At 74.0% G+C, this 13,545-nt stretch carries 16 protein-coding genes; 12 read left to right on the forward strand and 4 right to left on the reverse strand.

Annotated features, from left to right (window positions below; all coding sequences use genetic code 11):
- Positions 1 to 154 precede the first annotated feature (154 nt).
- Together AC07AZ_RS35675 and AC07AZ_RS35680 are read left to right on the forward strand one after the other, a co-directional pair.
- On the forward strand, positions 155 to 1,372 hold the full coding sequence (locus AC07AZ_RS35675; protein WP_478854911.1) for a sensor histidine kinase: 1,218 nt from the start codon (positions 155 to 157) through the stop codon (positions 1,370 to 1,372).
- Positions 1,373 to 1,425: 53 nt separating this feature from the next.
- The gene (locus tag AC07AZ_RS35680; RefSeq protein ID WP_356046279.1) at positions 1,426 to 2,040 is read left to right on the forward strand and encodes a response regulator transcription factor; all 615 of its coding nucleotides are present in this window, start codon (positions 1,426 to 1,428) and stop codon (positions 2,038 to 2,040) included.
- A gap of 253 nt (positions 2,041 to 2,293) precedes the next feature.
- Here AC07AZ_RS35680 and AC07AZ_RS35685 read toward each other — a convergent pair whose 3' ends face one another.
- From AC07AZ_RS35685 to AC07AZ_RS35700, 4 genes are all read right to left on the reverse strand, one after another.
- A complete protein-coding gene (locus tag AC07AZ_RS35685) occupies positions 2,294 to 3,550 on the reverse strand; it encodes an acyltransferase domain-containing protein (protein WP_478854912.1) in 1,257 nt (418 codons plus the stop codon).
- A 19-nt stretch (positions 3,551 to 3,569) separates the two neighbouring features.
- Complete coding sequence (locus tag AC07AZ_RS35690) at positions 3,570 to 5,321, reverse strand: fatty acyl-AMP ligase (protein ID WP_478854913.1); 1,752 nt, start codon at positions 5,319 to 5,321, stop codon at positions 3,570 to 3,572.
- Between the two features lie 133 nt (positions 5,322 to 5,454).
- Positions 5,455 to 5,673, reverse strand: coding sequence for an acyl-CoA carboxylase subunit epsilon (locus tag AC07AZ_RS35695; RefSeq protein WP_478854914.1), 219 nt, complete (start codon positions 5,671 to 5,673; stop codon positions 5,455 to 5,457).
- 122 nt (positions 5,674 to 5,795) lie between these two features.
- A complete protein-coding gene (locus AC07AZ_RS35700; protein WP_478854915.1) occupies positions 5,796 to 6,413 on the reverse strand; it encodes a hypothetical protein in 618 nt (205 codons plus the stop codon).
- A gap of 199 nt (positions 6,414 to 6,612) precedes the next feature.
- On the opposite strand from AC07AZ_RS35700, the gene AC07AZ_RS35705 reads away from it, so the two are divergent.
- The 10 genes from AC07AZ_RS35705 (at position 6,613) to AC07AZ_RS35750 (ending at position 13,432) form a co-directional block, all read left to right on the forward strand.
- On the forward strand, positions 6,613 to 6,840 hold the full coding sequence (locus tag AC07AZ_RS35705) for a hypothetical protein (protein WP_478854916.1): 228 nt from the start codon (positions 6,613 to 6,615) through the stop codon (positions 6,838 to 6,840).
- Between the two features lie 54 nt (positions 6,841 to 6,894).
- Entirely contained in the window at positions 6,895 to 8,667 is a 1,773-nt protein-coding gene (locus AC07AZ_RS35710) for an acyl-CoA dehydrogenase (RefSeq protein WP_478854917.1), read from the forward strand.
- A gap of 13 nt (positions 8,668 to 8,680) precedes the next feature.
- Positions 8,681 to 8,950, forward strand: coding sequence for an acyl carrier protein (locus AC07AZ_RS35715; RefSeq protein WP_478854918.1), 270 nt, complete (start codon positions 8,681 to 8,683; stop codon positions 8,948 to 8,950).
- Positions 8,950 to 9,747, forward strand: coding sequence for a 4'-phosphopantetheinyl transferase family protein (locus tag AC07AZ_RS35720; RefSeq protein ID WP_478854919.1), 798 nt, complete (start codon positions 8,950 to 8,952; stop codon positions 9,745 to 9,747). Before AC07AZ_RS35715 ends, AC07AZ_RS35720 begins: the two co-directional genes overlap by 1 nt.
- Positions 9,748 to 9,822: 75 nt before the next feature.
- Entirely contained in the window at positions 9,823 to 10,581 is a 759-nt protein-coding gene (locus AC07AZ_RS35725) for a thioesterase II family protein (protein ID WP_478854920.1), read from the forward strand.
- A 29-nt stretch (positions 10,582 to 10,610) separates the two neighbouring features.
- Positions 10,611 to 11,441, forward strand: coding sequence for an AfsR/SARP family transcriptional regulator (locus tag AC07AZ_RS35730; protein ID WP_478854921.1), 831 nt, complete (start codon positions 10,611 to 10,613; stop codon positions 11,439 to 11,441).
- Between the two features lie 98 nt (positions 11,442 to 11,539).
- Positions 11,540 to 11,809: an acyl carrier protein gene (locus AC07AZ_RS35735; protein ID WP_478854922.1), complete on the forward strand. Its 270-nt coding sequence runs from the start codon at positions 11,540 to 11,542 to the stop codon at positions 11,807 to 11,809.
- Complete coding sequence (locus tag AC07AZ_RS35740; RefSeq protein WP_478854923.1) at positions 11,806 to 12,579, forward strand: SDR family NAD(P)-dependent oxidoreductase; 774 nt, start codon at positions 11,806 to 11,808, stop codon at positions 12,577 to 12,579. The genes AC07AZ_RS35735 and AC07AZ_RS35740 overlap by 4 nt, the downstream gene beginning before the upstream one ends.
- Positions 12,579 to 12,974, forward strand: a complete 396-nt coding sequence (locus AC07AZ_RS35745; protein WP_478854924.1) for a SchA/CurD-like domain-containing protein — start codon at positions 12,579 to 12,581, stop codon at positions 12,972 to 12,974. Before AC07AZ_RS35740 ends, AC07AZ_RS35745 begins: the two co-directional genes overlap by 1 nt.
- Positions 12,971 to 13,432: an anthrone oxygenase family protein gene (locus AC07AZ_RS35750; protein ID WP_478854925.1), complete on the forward strand. Its 462-nt coding sequence runs from the start codon at positions 12,971 to 12,973 to the stop codon at positions 13,430 to 13,432. Before AC07AZ_RS35745 ends, AC07AZ_RS35750 begins: the two co-directional genes overlap by 4 nt.
- Positions 13,433 to 13,545: the final 113 nt, after the last annotated feature.

Raw genomic sequence — 13,545 nt, forward strand, 5'->3', positions numbered from 1 at the left:
TCGTGCCGCTACGGCCTATAGTTCAGTCTCAGATCCTCCCGAGTCCCAGACCCGGGGGTCCGAGGCGGGCGGGCGGTGTCCGTACGTGTTCCGGACACCCGGAGGCGCGCCACCGCGCGCCGGCCGGTGTGGATCCGGATAGGGGGAATGTGCGATGCGGAGCCCTGTCACGGGGGCGAGACGGCAGGGGAACCGGACCGAGGTTCCGGCGCCGCGGCTGGCTCAAGGCATCAGCATCACCGTCATCTCGGGGTTCGGCGTCATCACGCTGCTGAACGTCCGCAACGCGGTGTCGGGAGACGTACAGCTGGGCCTGTGCCTCGCGGCCGTCCTGGCGCTCTACGCCCTGCAGTTCCTGGTCACCTCGGCGGGTGCCCGGCGGTGGTCCCCCCTCCACCGGGCACTCGCGCTCTGTCTGCAGGCGTCCCTCACGTTCGTGCCCATGGTGTGGGTCGGCATCGCCTGGGGAAGCATGGCGGGACCCCTGGGCGGATCGATTCTGCTGCTGCTTCCCCCACGCCTCGCCTGGCCCTGCTACGGCGCCGTCACCCTGACGATCCTCGGCTGGTCGCAGTCCGCGGGCCTGCACGCCCTGGAGGTCGGCTACTTCACGATCTCCACCGCGCTGACCGGCCTGGTCATCTTCGGGCTCACCCGCCTCACCGACCTGGTCCGCGAAGTGCACGCCGCCCGCGCCGAGATGGCCCGGATGGCGGTCACCCAGGAACGCCTGCGGTTCGCCCGCGACCTGCACGACCTGCTCGGCTACAGCCTCTCCACCATCACGCTCAAGAGCGAGCTGATCCACCGGCTCATCCCGGCCAACCCCGAACGGGCCCGCGAGGAGGTCGCCGGCGTGCTCGGCGTGTCCCGCCAGGCCCTCGCCGACGTACGGCTGGTGGCCAGCGGCTACCGCGAGATGTCACTGGAGACCGAGGCCGCCGCCGTCGCCGAGGTGATGGCCGCGGCGGACGTCCAGGTCGACACGGACATCGCCTGCGGCAGGCTGCACCCGCTGGTGGACACCGTGCTGGCCACTGCCCTGCGGGAGGGGGTCACGAATATCCTCAGGCACAGCAAGGTCCAGTCGTGCGGGATCACGGCCGCTGTGGAGGGGGAGACGGTGCGTCTGACGCTGGTCAACGACGGTGTCGTGCGCCAGGAGAAGCCCGCCGCGGGCCGCGGCAGCGGCAGCGGGCTCGGCAACCTGCGCACCCGGCTCACCGAGATCGGCGGCCGGCTCACCGCCGGCACCACGGAGGCGGGACACTTCCGGCTCGTGGCCGAGGCGCCCGTCAGGCCCGACACCGCCGACACCGCCGGCACCACGGACACCACGGACAGCGGCGGGGCGAGCATGTCCCTGGCGTGAGATCCGGGAACGGCCAGGCATTCGGGGAACTCGGGGGAACAGGGGGAACAACAATGCTGTCGGTGAGGATCCTGCTTGCCGAGGACGTGCACATGATCCGCGGCGCGCTGGTGGCCCTGCTCGAACTGGAACCGGACCTCCAGGTCGTCGCCTCGGTGGACCGGGGCGACCTCATCGTGAAGACCGCCCTGGAGGTACGGCCCGACGTCGCCGTCATCGACATCGACCTCCCCGGCACCGACGGGCTGTCCGCGGCGGCCGAACTGCGCGTCCGGGTGCCCGAGTGCCGCAGCCTGATCCTCACCAGCCTCGGCCGTCCCGGCACCCTGCGCCGGGCGATGTCCGCGCAGGTCTCCGGCTTCCTGCTCAAGGACTCGCCGCCGGACCGGCTCGCCCACGCGGTGCGGACCGTCGCCGGGGGCGGACGGGTCGTCGATCCCGAACTCGCGCTCAGCGCGTGGGAGGCACCCGACAATCCGCTCTCGCCGCGCGAGACGCAGGTGCTGCGGCTGGCGGCGCGGGGGGCCGACGCGGGGGAGATCGCGGAGCAGTTGTTCCTCACGCCGGGGACCGTGCGGAACTATCTGACGGCGATCGTCGACAAGTTGCATGCGCGGAATCGGGTGGATGCGATTCGGATCGCCGAGGAGGCGGGGTGGGTGCCGTAGCCTGGGCGGCCGGCCTGGGGGGCTGACCTGTGCCCGGGTTTTGGGTGCGGGTTCGTTGGGGTGTTCGCGCAGTTCCCCGCGCCCCTGTTCGCGCAGTTCCCCGCGCCCCTGATGCGCAGTTCCTCGCGCCCCCATGTGTGCCGTTGCTCGCGCCCTTGTGCCTGTGCGGGTGGGTGGGGTGTTTGCGCAGTTCCCCGCGCCCCTGTTCGCCTCTGTGCGCGCCGTTCGCCGCGGTACCGGTCGGGACTCTTCCTCACTGGTCCGGTGTCGTTTCGTCGTTGGCCAACGGGCCCGCGTTCAGGGCTGAGAGGGTGCCGGCCAGGTCCACGGCGTTGGTCTGGGGGTCTCGGCACACGGTGAGGCAGCGGGGGCCGCGGGGGCCGCCCATGCGGCGCAGGAACGGGGTGAGGACGGCCTGCGGGCCGATCTCGACGACGTGGCTGGGGCGTTGCTCGGCGAGCAGGGCGCGGGCCGCGTCGGCGAACCGGACCGGTGAGGTGATCTGCCGGGACCAGTACCCGGCGTCCAGCGGGCCGTCGTACTCCCGGCCGTACACCGTCGAGTAGTAGGGGATCGCGGGTGCCGTGACGGGCATCCGGCGGGCCAGTGCCTCCAGGCGCGGGGCCACCGGCTCCATCAGCGGTGAGTGGAAGGCGTGCGTCACCTTCAGGAACGTGCTGGCGATACCGAGGTCCGCGAGCCGCCTGCGCGCCCGTTCCAGGCCCGCGATGTCGCCGGACAGCACGGTCGCCCGCGCCGCGTTGATCGCGCCGATCGACACCCCGGGCTCCAGCGTCGCCGCCTCGGCGGCCTCGAACGGGTCGGCGCAGGTCGCCATCATGCCGCCGCCGACCGGCAGATGCTGCATGAACGCCCCGCGGCACGCGACCAGTTCGGCCGCCGCCGGCAGCGGCAGCGCGCCGCTCACGGTGGCCGCCGCGAACTCCCCCACGCCGTGCCCCAGTACGGCGACCGGCTGCACGCCCTCCTCCAGCAGCGTCATCGCCAGCGCGTACCCGACGGCGAACAGGGCGGGCTGGGCGAGCTCCGTCTGGTGGATCAGCGGGTCGCCGCCGCGCACCAACTCCACGACGCTGCGCCCCAGATGCGGGGCCAGCGCCTCGTCCGCCTCCGCGAGGTGATGGCGGTAGGCCGTGCAGTGCCGGTGCAGCCCCTCCGTCATCCGCGGATGCTGGCAGCCCTGGCCGGTGAAGACGAGGGCGGTGCGGATCCGGCCGTCGGACCGCAGCGCGCGGTCCCGGCCGGCCAGCCGGCGGGCGAGGTTGCGGATCGTGGTGTACGGCCAGACCTCCAGGGGGTGGTCCGGCAGCGGGCCGAACGCCTCCTCCGCCTCGCCGTACAGGCCCAGCAGGGCCACGGAGTCCAGGCCGCACTCGATCAGCGGCATGTCCTCGCGCACCTCCCGGCGGACGCGCTCGGCGACCTGTTCCGTGAGCCACTCGACATAGCCCTGCTCGTCCGGCAGACCTCGCCCCGATCCAGTCACCATCTGCCCCTTCCGGACACGTTCACCGACTGCGTGCCGCGCCGGACCGCCCGGCCGCGGTTGCCAAGTCCTCGTCGAGCCGCTGGTGCAGAGGCTGGATCCCGCCGTTGAGGAAGAGCCGGCGCGTCGCGGCCCGCTCCACCTTCCCGCTGGTCGTACGCCGTATCGTGCCCGGCCGTACGAGCAGCACCCCGTGGACGCCCACCTCGAACTCCTCGGCCAGGCAGCGCTCCACGTCACCGGCGAGCCGGTCGAGGTCGAGGTCGTAGCGCTTGTGGGTGCGCAACTCCTGCACCATCACGACGCGTTCGCGCCGCCCGGGCACCGAGAAGGCCGTACCGGTCCCGAACAGTGAGCTGATGCGCTGGACGGCGTGTTCCATGTCCTGCGGATACAGGTTGCGGCCGGCGACCACGATCATGTCCTTGAGCCGGCCCGTCACATGGAGCCGGCCGTCGATGAGCGTGCCCAGGTCACCGGTGCGCAGGTACCCTTTCGCGCCGGCCGCGGTCACCGCCTCGAACGTCTCCGCCGTCGCGGTCCTCTGGTGCCAGTAGCCCCCCGCGACCCCGGCACCCCGGACCCAGATCTCCCCGATCCGGCCGTCCTCCAGCACGTCGAGCGACTCCGGGTCGACGATCCTGACCTCGGTGCCCGCCGGCCGGCCGCAGGAGACCAGTGTCCGCCGCGGCCGGCCCGCCACCGGCTCGCGCAGCACGTCCCGTTCCAGGGCCGCGCCGTCCACCGCGCGCACCGCGGGGGCGGCGCCGGTCCGCTCGCCGGAGACCAGCAGGGTCGCCTCGGCCAGTCCGTAGCAGGGCATCAGGGCGCCCGCGCGGAACCCGGCGGGCGCGAACCGTTCGGCGAAGTCGCGGCAGGTCGCGGCCGACACCGGCTCACCGCCGGTCACCGCGGTCCGCCAGCCGGACAGGTCGAGGCCGGCCAGCTGCTCGTCGGTCACCCGGCGGGCGCACAGCTCGTAGGCGAAGTCGGGGGCGCCGCTGACGGTGACGCCGTACCGCCCGATCGCCTCCAGCCAGCGCGCCGGCCGCTTCAGGAACGCCTCCGGCGACAGCAGGACGGAGGTGCCGCCCAGCGACAGCGGCAGCAGCAACTGGCCGACCAGGCCCATGTCGTGGTGGAACGGCAGCCAGCCGCCGACCCGTTCGCCCGGCGCGCTGCCCAGGGTCTCGCCGAGTGCCCGCAGGTTGGCCAGCAGACTGCCGTGGGTCACCACCACCCCGCGCGGGGTGCCGGTGGAGCCGGACGTGTACTGGAGGTAGGCCACCGTGTCCGGCGACAGGTCCGGCAGCTGCCACTCGCTGCGCGCGGGCACCGCGTCGGCGGCCAGGCAGGGCACGGACCCGTACCCGCAGGCGGCCAGCAGCCGGGACACGTCGGGGGCGAGCGCGGCGTCGGTGAACGTCGCGCAGGGCGCCACGTCCTTGACGATGCCCGCCACCCGGACCGCGTGATGACGGCGTCCGCCGGTGGGCGGGACCGGGACCGCGATGGCACCGGCGTACAGGCAGGCCAGGAACGACACGGCGAACTGGCGGCGGGAGGTGTGCATCAGCAGCACCCGCTCACCCGTCGCGCCCCGCGCCTGGAGCCAGCCGGCGAGTTCCCGCGCGGAGGCGTCCAGGGCACGGTAGGAAACCGGGTTCGGGCGTCCGCGGTCGTCGCTCTCCGGCAGGAGGAGCAACGCCTCGCCGTCGGGTGTCCGCTCTGTTCTGTCGAGTATCAGTCCGGTGAAGGTGCGGTGTTCCGTCATGTGGGGTCCCCCTGCAGTTCGTCGGGTGCGGGCGCCCGACCCGTCGTCCGCGCGCCCGGACCCATCGTGTTCTCGAACGTACGGTGCGGCTTCTAGAGGGACGCTCGACGCGGGCTGGTCGCGGGGCGCGCGTTCAGGCGCGGGACCAGCCGACCGGCGGGCGCGGGCGCGGACGCCCCGAGCCCCAGCCGGCCCGCGGCGGGGGCAGGTCGGGCAGCCCGGGCGCGCCGTCGGGCGCTCCGTCCTCACCTGCGGTGGACCGCAGCCGGGCGAGCAGCACCGCGGTCACCGCGGCGAGTTCCTCCGCCGTCGGCCGGCCGCGCACGATGGCGAGAGACAAGGGAGTTTCCATGCTCCGAGCCTCCAGCCGGCGCCTTGAGACCGGCTCGCGGCCCGGCGGTGCGTTCACTCGAGAACGGCTTCACGGGGCCGTCCGGCGGTGCGGCACAGGGGAGTTGCGGACTGGGGGAGAGGTCACCTGGTCCCGAGCGGCTCGGCGTGGAGTTCGCTCACCCGGGCCGCGCTCGTCAGCTTCGTCCGGCGGTCCAGGTAGGCGGCCGTGGCGAGGGCCCGCGCGCAGGAGTCGGGGTCGCGCCACCACAGGACGCCGGTGTAGGCGCGCGGGTCGACCACCGAGCGCAGCAGATCGCTGCCGCCGTATCCGGCGGCGGTCACGCAGGAACCCACGAGCGCCCCGAAGTCCATCTCGAACCGGGCGGGTTCGCTCTCCACGACGGCCCGCACCAGCACCACGCGGGCCGCGCCGGCGAGCGGTACCGCGGCCGGCATCCGGCCCACGCTCACCGCGAGTTCGTGCCGCACCTCGGTCCGTGCCGTCACCGCGGCCAGGTGCGGCAGGAAGCTCTCGTCGTGGGTGGCCCGCAGCAGCGCGTCCATCCCGCTCCACTGCTCCAGACGGACATGGTCGCCGGGCCGCGCGGTCAGCCGGAGCGTGATCCCGCTGTCGAAGCCCTTCAGGCCCTCGCGGTGGCGGGCGTAGGCCCGCAGTCCGGGGGCCGGTTCCGCGCCGGGGCCCGCCCCCGTGAAGCGCTGGACGGTCGTCACCCGGCTGCCGGACTCATGTGGGGGCATCAGTGAGACCCACCTCCCCCTCCGCGCTGTCCGCAAGCCCGCACGCCCCCTCGCGTACGCGCGCCACCAGTCGACCACGCCCCGCTCGAGCCCCGCTCGAACCCTGGCCGCGGTGTGCCGTCACGAGGGTTCCTCGAGGACCCGCCGAGCGCGGACGGGGAGCGTCCCCCACCCGAGAACAGCCAAGGAAGGGACGTTCATGACCACCACCACCGACGACGTCGGACGAGTTCCCCGCGATCCGGGACGCACACTCACCCGCTTCGCGGTCGACCGCCTGGTCAGGCCGGTCTGGTACGCGCTGGTCGCCTACGGCGGCATGTGGATCGGCGGCGTCAGGTTCGAGGCGGACGGCACACCCGTGCCGGTCCTGCCGATCCCCTACGACGCCCACGAGCCTTACCGGGAGGACTTGAGGGCCTCTTGAGCCACGCCGGTTAGGCATGGGCGGAGCGGGACCCAATCGAGGACGGAGACAGCCATGACCACGGTGGTGAACAGGGCGGAGGCCGCCGAGAGGGCCGTACAGGAACGTATAGCGCGGCTCGAACACGACCTCGGCGATCTCGACGACCCTGGCAACCCTCTGGGCGCGGACCACTTCCTCGCCGCCGACGGAAGACAACGGCTGCTGCCCGCGGCCGAACGGCTCCTCGACGACTTCGGGCTCAACGCCGAGTTCGTGCCCCGCGAGCTGGGTGGCCGGCTCGACCGGCTGGACGTGCTCGCCCGGGTGCTCAGGGCGGTCTTCCGCCGGGACGCGGCCCTCGGGCTCGCCCACGGGATGACCTCCTACCTGGCGGCGGCCACCGTGTGGGCGGACGGCACCGGACAGCAGCGGCGGCGCACCGCCGAACTGCTGCTGTCCGGCGGCCGGATGGCGGGCGCCTACCCGGAACCCGCCCCCGGTAACGACTTCCTGCACAACCGGCTCACCGCGGTCCGGGAACCCGGCGGCTACCGGCTCGACGGCCGCAAGGAGGCGCTGAACAACGCGGCCCGCGTCGACGCGCTCGTCGTGTTCGCGCACACCCCGCAGGCCGGCGACGACGCCCAGACGGCGTTCCTGCTGCCCGGACCCACGGCGGCCGGCCCCGGTGTCAGCGTGCTGCCCCGGCGGCGCACCAGCGGCATCCGCGGCTGTGTCGTGCAGGGACTGGAGTTCACCGGCCACCGGCTGGGCGCCGACCGGCTGCTGGGCCCCGAGGGCGGCGGCGCCCGGCTCGCCGAGCGGGCCTTCCCCATCACCCGCGGCACCGGCTCCTCGATGGCGCTGGGCTGCGCCGACACCGCGCTGCGCACCACCGTCGCGTTCGCCCGCGCGCACCGCTCCCGCAGCCGTGCCTCGCTGCACAGCGCCCGAACCCGGTTCGCGCTCGTGGACGCGTTCACCGACCTGCTGGTGTGCGACTGCCTCTCGCTCGTCGCCACCCGCGCGCCGCATCTGCTGCCCCGCGAGAGCCGCACCCTGAGCGCCGTCGTGAAGTACCTGTTGCCCACGATCCTCACCGAGATGGTCTACGACCTTTCCATCGTGCTGGGCGCCGAGTCGTACGCCACCACCGGCAGCTACGGGCTGTTCCAGAAGGCCGCCCGCGACCTGCCGATGATCGGGCTCGGCAGCGCCGGGACCGCGGCCAGCCGCTCCGCCATCGTCGAACACCTGCTGCGCCTGCCCGAGTTGGCCCCGCCGCCCGAGCCCGCCGGGGCCGCGGGGGCACCCCGCGCCGAGGCGTGCGCCCGGCTGTTCCGGCCGCACGACCCGGACCTGCCGCCGGTGCGCCCCGACGAGCTGGTGCTGCCCGCCGCGGGCGACTCGCTGCTGGGCTCCCTGCCCGCCACCGTGCGCCGGGTCCGCGCCGCGCACGGCGAGTTCGCCGGCGCGCTGGGCGAGGCCGCCGACGCCCTGCACACCGAACTGCGGCTGCTGCGCGAGGACTGCGCACGGCTCGCCGAACGCCCGCCCGGCCGGGACCTCAGCCCCCGGGTGTACGCCCTGGCCGACCGCTACGCGCTGATCGTCGCGGGCGCCGCCTGCCTCGGCGTGTGGCGGCACGGCGCCCCGGGCGACGGCGGCGGACTGCTCGCCGAGCCAGCCTGGGCCGCGCTGGCGCTGTCCCGCATCGTCGGCCGGCTGGACCGCACCGCCGTCCGCGCACCGGAGTCCGGCACCGAACACCTGCTGGCCGAGGTGCTGGACCGCTTCGACGACGCCCGCAGCTACGACCTGTACGCCACCCCGATCGGCCGATGAGGAAGGCAGACCCATGAACGACACCGCCGGCACCGCGCTGCCCGTGCTCGTGGAAGAAGTACGACGCATACTGGACCGCCCGCCCGCCCGGCTCACCGCCGGGCTGCACCTCCAGCACGACCTGGGCTTCGACTCGGTGATGATGCTCCAGCTCAAGGGCTGCCTGGAGGCCCGCTTCCCGGCCCTGCGCGAGGCGTCCCTGCCCGACATGCTGTTCGGGGCGCAGACGATCGGCGCGCTGGCCGGGCGGCTGGAGCGCATGGCCGGGCTGCCGGTGGCGTGATGCGACCGCTGCGCAACCGCGGCCCCGCGGACTCCTGGCTGCGGGTACGCCGTGAGGTCGAGTCCTCCGGTACGTCGGTGATCTACGCGGCCGTCGAGGACTGGCTGCCCGACGACCTGGAGCGGCCCGGCCTCGCCGCCGCCCTCGGCCGCGACCACAAGCGGCTGCTGGAGATGACCCACGTCCCCAACCGGTCCCGGTTCGTCGCCTCCCGGCTGCTGCTGAAGTCGGCGGCCGCGGCGGTGCTCGGCACCTCGCCCGACGAACTGGAACTCGCCTACAAGCCCGGCGGACGGCCCCACCTGCGGGGCGTCGACCAGCTCGACGTCAGCATCAGCCACACCGAGGAACTGCTCGTGGTCGGGCTCACCCGCAACGGCCGGATCGGCGTCGACATGGAGAACGCCGACCGCCGGATGCTCGGCCTCGGCACCGAACGGCAGGTGTGCACCCCCTACGAACTGGAGGCCCTGGAGAGCGTCGCGGAGGACCGGCGCAACCGCGAGCTGGTACGGCTGTGGACGCTGAAGGAGGCGTACAGCAAGGCCATCGGACAGGGCCTGCGGTTCCGCTTCACCGAGTTCGGGTTCACCCCCGAGGACCAGCAGGTACAGATGCTGCGGCCGGACGGAACACCGGGCGCGGGCTGGGAGTGGTCCTTCCACAGCTGGCTCGCCGAGGACGCCTACACGCTGAGCGCGGCCGTCTACGACCCCGGGTTCGGCTCGCGCGGGGACGGCGCCGCGGACCGCCCGCTGCTGCCTCCGGTGCCCGACCCCCGGTCCAGTGAGCGTTGAGCGGCCTTCCAGGCGGTGCGGTGACTCTCGGAGCCCGCACCCGCCGAGCGGTGCGGGGACGAAGGGGGGTGTCGGGTGCATCGGTATCTCGCGGTGCGGCCGAAGGCCGACGAGGCCGGGACCCGGCTGCTGTGCTTCCACCACGCCGGTGCGGGCGCCATGGCCTTCGCCGGCTGGCAGCACCGGGTCGGACCGGAGGTGTCCGTCCTCCCGGTGCGGCTGCCGGGCCGGGAGACGCGGCTGCGTGAACCGCGGATCACCGACACCGGGCGGCTGGTCGAGGAACTGCACCAGGACCTCGGGCCGCTGCTGGACGGGCCGTACGCCTTCTACGGGCACAGCATGGGGGCGCTGGTCGCCTACCGGCTCGCCCTGCACCTGACCGCACGCGGGATGCGTCCGCCGCTGCTGCTGCTGGTCGGGGCGTGCAGCGCCCCGCAGCTCCCCTCGGACCTGCTGGACCGGGGCGACCTGGAGGCCCTCACCGACGAGCAGCTGATCGCGGCGATGGCGGACGAGGAGAGCATCCCCGCGGCACTGCTGGCGCGGCCCGACCGGCTGCGGAGCACCCTCGACACCCTCCGGGCCGATCTGCTGCTGGCCCGCGACCTGCGCACCGCACCGGTCCGTTCCCTGCCGAGTCCCGTGGAGGCGTTCGCCGGCCGGGACGACCGCATGGTGACGATCCCTCAGATCCGGGCCTGGGAGCACTGCACCGACGCGGGCTTCGGGCTGCGGACCGTCCCCGGCGCGCACTTCTTCGTCCGCGGGCGTGAGGTGCCGCGAGCCGTCGGGCAGTCGCTGCGCTCCGCGGCGCCGCTTCCCACCGGCTGACCAACACCGTTCCCGAAGGAGTTCTGCGGATGGACATCAGCGTCCTCGGCCCGTTCCGGGCCACTCTCGCCGGGGTGCCGGTGCACCTCACCGCGGTGAAGCCGCGCAAGGTCTTCGCGCTGCTCGCCCTGCAGGCCGACGAAGTCGTCTCGGTCGCCTCACTGGTGGAGGAGGTGTGGGGCGAGAGCCCGCCCCGCAGCGTGCAGACCACGCTGCAGACCTACATCCTCCAGATACGCCACGTCATCGGCGCGGCCCTCGGCGCCGAGGGGGCCGAACTGCCGCACGGCGCCAAGAGCGTGCTGGTGACCGAGCCGGGCGGCTACCGGCTCGACACCCAGGGCGGGCTCATCGACGCCCGCGAGTACGACGCCCTGTCCTCGGTGGGACACCGGGCACTGGAACAGGGCGACTGGGCGGAGGCGGCGTCGTACTTCGGCCGCGCGCTCGCCCTGTGGCACGGCCGGGCCCTGGCCGACGTGCAGTGCGGGGCGCAGCTGGAGGTGGAGGCCACCCGGCTCGACGAGTCGCGGATGAGCGTTCTTCACGGCCGGATCGAGGCAGACCTGAGGCTGGGCCGCCACCATGAGCTCGTCGGCGAGCTGTCCGGGCTCGCCGCCCGGCACCCGCTGCACGAGGGACTGCACGAACAGCTGATGCTCGCGCTGTACCGCGCGGGCCGGCGCAGCGACGCGCTGGAGGTGTACCGGCACCTGCGGACCGCGCTCAACCAGAGCCTCGGTCTCGACCCCTCGCCCGGCCTGGAGCACCTGCACCGCGCGGTGCTCGACTCCTCCCCGCGCCTGGACCCGGTGGGCGCGTCCGCCGGCGGCACACCGCTGCTGGTGAGCCCGTACTGACCGGCCCGGCCGCACCGGCCGCAGCGGTCGGCGGCCCCACCGCCGATCCGTCCCTCCCGCAGTCCGCACACCCCAGCCAAGGACCGAAAGGAACCATCGTGAGCGACATCACCCTGGCCGAGCTCGGCGAGCTGCTGCTCGAATGCGTCGGTGCCCCCGAGGAGGGCATGGCGTTCGAGGGCGACGAGGCCCTGAACACCTCGTTCCTGGAGTTCGGCTACGACTCCCTCGCCCTGCTCCAGGTCACCAGCGTGATCAACCGGAAGTACGGCATCGTGCTCGACGACGACGCCGTGGCCGAGGCCGAGACCCCGCAGATGCTGCTGAGGATGATCGCGGCCGCGCCGCGGGCCGGGGCGATCCGGTGAGCGCTGCGTCCCCGGTGCCGGGCTCCCCGGCCCCGTCCGCCGTCCCGGCCGGCCGGCGGGTGCTGGTCACCGGCGGCACCCGCGGCATCGGCCGGGCGACGGCGCTGGCCTTCGCCCGGACCGGCGCCCGGCTCGCCGTCGCCCACCGCGGCGACGGCGAGGCGGCCGACCGGCTCACCCGCGAACTCACCGAACTGGGCGCCGACTTCACCCTCGTCGCCGCGGACCTGACCGGCCCGGCCGGCGCCGAGCGGCTGGCCGACGCGGTCCTCGGCCGGTTCGGCGGCCTGGACGTGCTGGTGAACAACCTCGGCGTCGACGGGCACGTCCCGTTCGAGAAGCTGGGCGAGGACGAGTGGCACCGGGTGCTCGACCACAACACCACCTCGGCCTACCTGGTCACCCGGGCGGTGCTCGACCTGCTGGGCGAGGGCGCGTCCATCGTCAACATCGGCGCGTCGGTGGCCCTGCGCGGCCGCCCGCTCGGGGTGCACTACAGCACGTCCAAGGCGGCGCTGGTCGGCTTCACCCGCGCGCTCGCCAAGGAGCTCGGCGGCCGGGGCATCCGGGTCAACCTGGTCGCGCCCGGCGTCACCGAGACCGAGCCGGGCGCCGGTCTGCCACCCCAACTCGTCGCCCGCCTCACCGCGTTGACGGCGCTGGGCCGCCTCGGGCGTCCCGAGGACGTCGCCGGAGCGGTGCTGTACCTGGCCGGCGACTCCGCCGCGTACGTCACCGGCACCACCATCGAAGTAGACGGAGGAATCTGATGCCCTACGCCGCCATCACCTACCGGGTGAAACCCGGTCACGAGGAGGAGATCGCCGAGATCTTCGCCGGCTTCCAGCGCGTGGACCGGCCCGACTTCGCCGGCGACGACGGCGACGCGGCCGGCCGGCTGCTCGGCACCGGTGTGTTCCTCAAGGACGACGTGCTCGTCCGGGTCATCCACTACGAGGGCGACTTCGCGGCGATCGGCCGGCACATGGCCGCGCAGAAGGGGGTGCACGTCCTGGAGACCAAGCTCGCCCCGTACCTCGCCGAGGAGCGGCACACGGACACCACCACGCCCGCCGGGTTCGCGGCGCACTTCCGGGACGCCACCATGCGCACCATCGCCCAGCTCACCGTGGACTCCCACCCCGCGGGGGCCGGCACGTCATGACCGGGCCCGAAGGCGTTCTCGGCGTCGCCGCCCTGCTGGGCAGCGGTGTCACCGCGGGAGTGCTGTTCGCTGTCGCGCTGAGCGTGCTGCCCGCGCTGTTCGCGATGGAGACCGGCACGTACGTGTACGCGCACCAGCTGCTCGGGCGGAACTGGGATCCCACGATGCCGGTGATCGTGCTGAGCAGCACCGCGGTCACCGCGGTCCTCGCGGTGGTGGGGGACGGAGCCGCCCGCGCGCTGTTCGCGGTCGCCGCGGTGCTGCTGCTGGGCGTCTCCGGCGTCTCCCACCTGTGCAACGTGCCCATCAACCGCCGGGTCAAGGCGATCACCGACCCGGCCGACCTCCCCGCCGACTGGGAGGACCCGCGGCCCCTGTGGCGCCGCTGGCACCTCCTGCGCACCCTTCTGGCCGTGACCGCGCTGGTGGTGACGGCCGCGGGGGTCACGGCGCTCTGACCCCCCATGGTGGGGGGGGGGGGGGGGGGGGGGGGGGGGGGGGGGGGGGGGGGGGGGGGGGGGGGGGGGCGGGGCGGGCCGCGCCCAGAGCCAGCGAGGATATGGGGCGACAG

This window comes from Streptomyces sp. NPDC043878 (assembly GCF_056435735.1).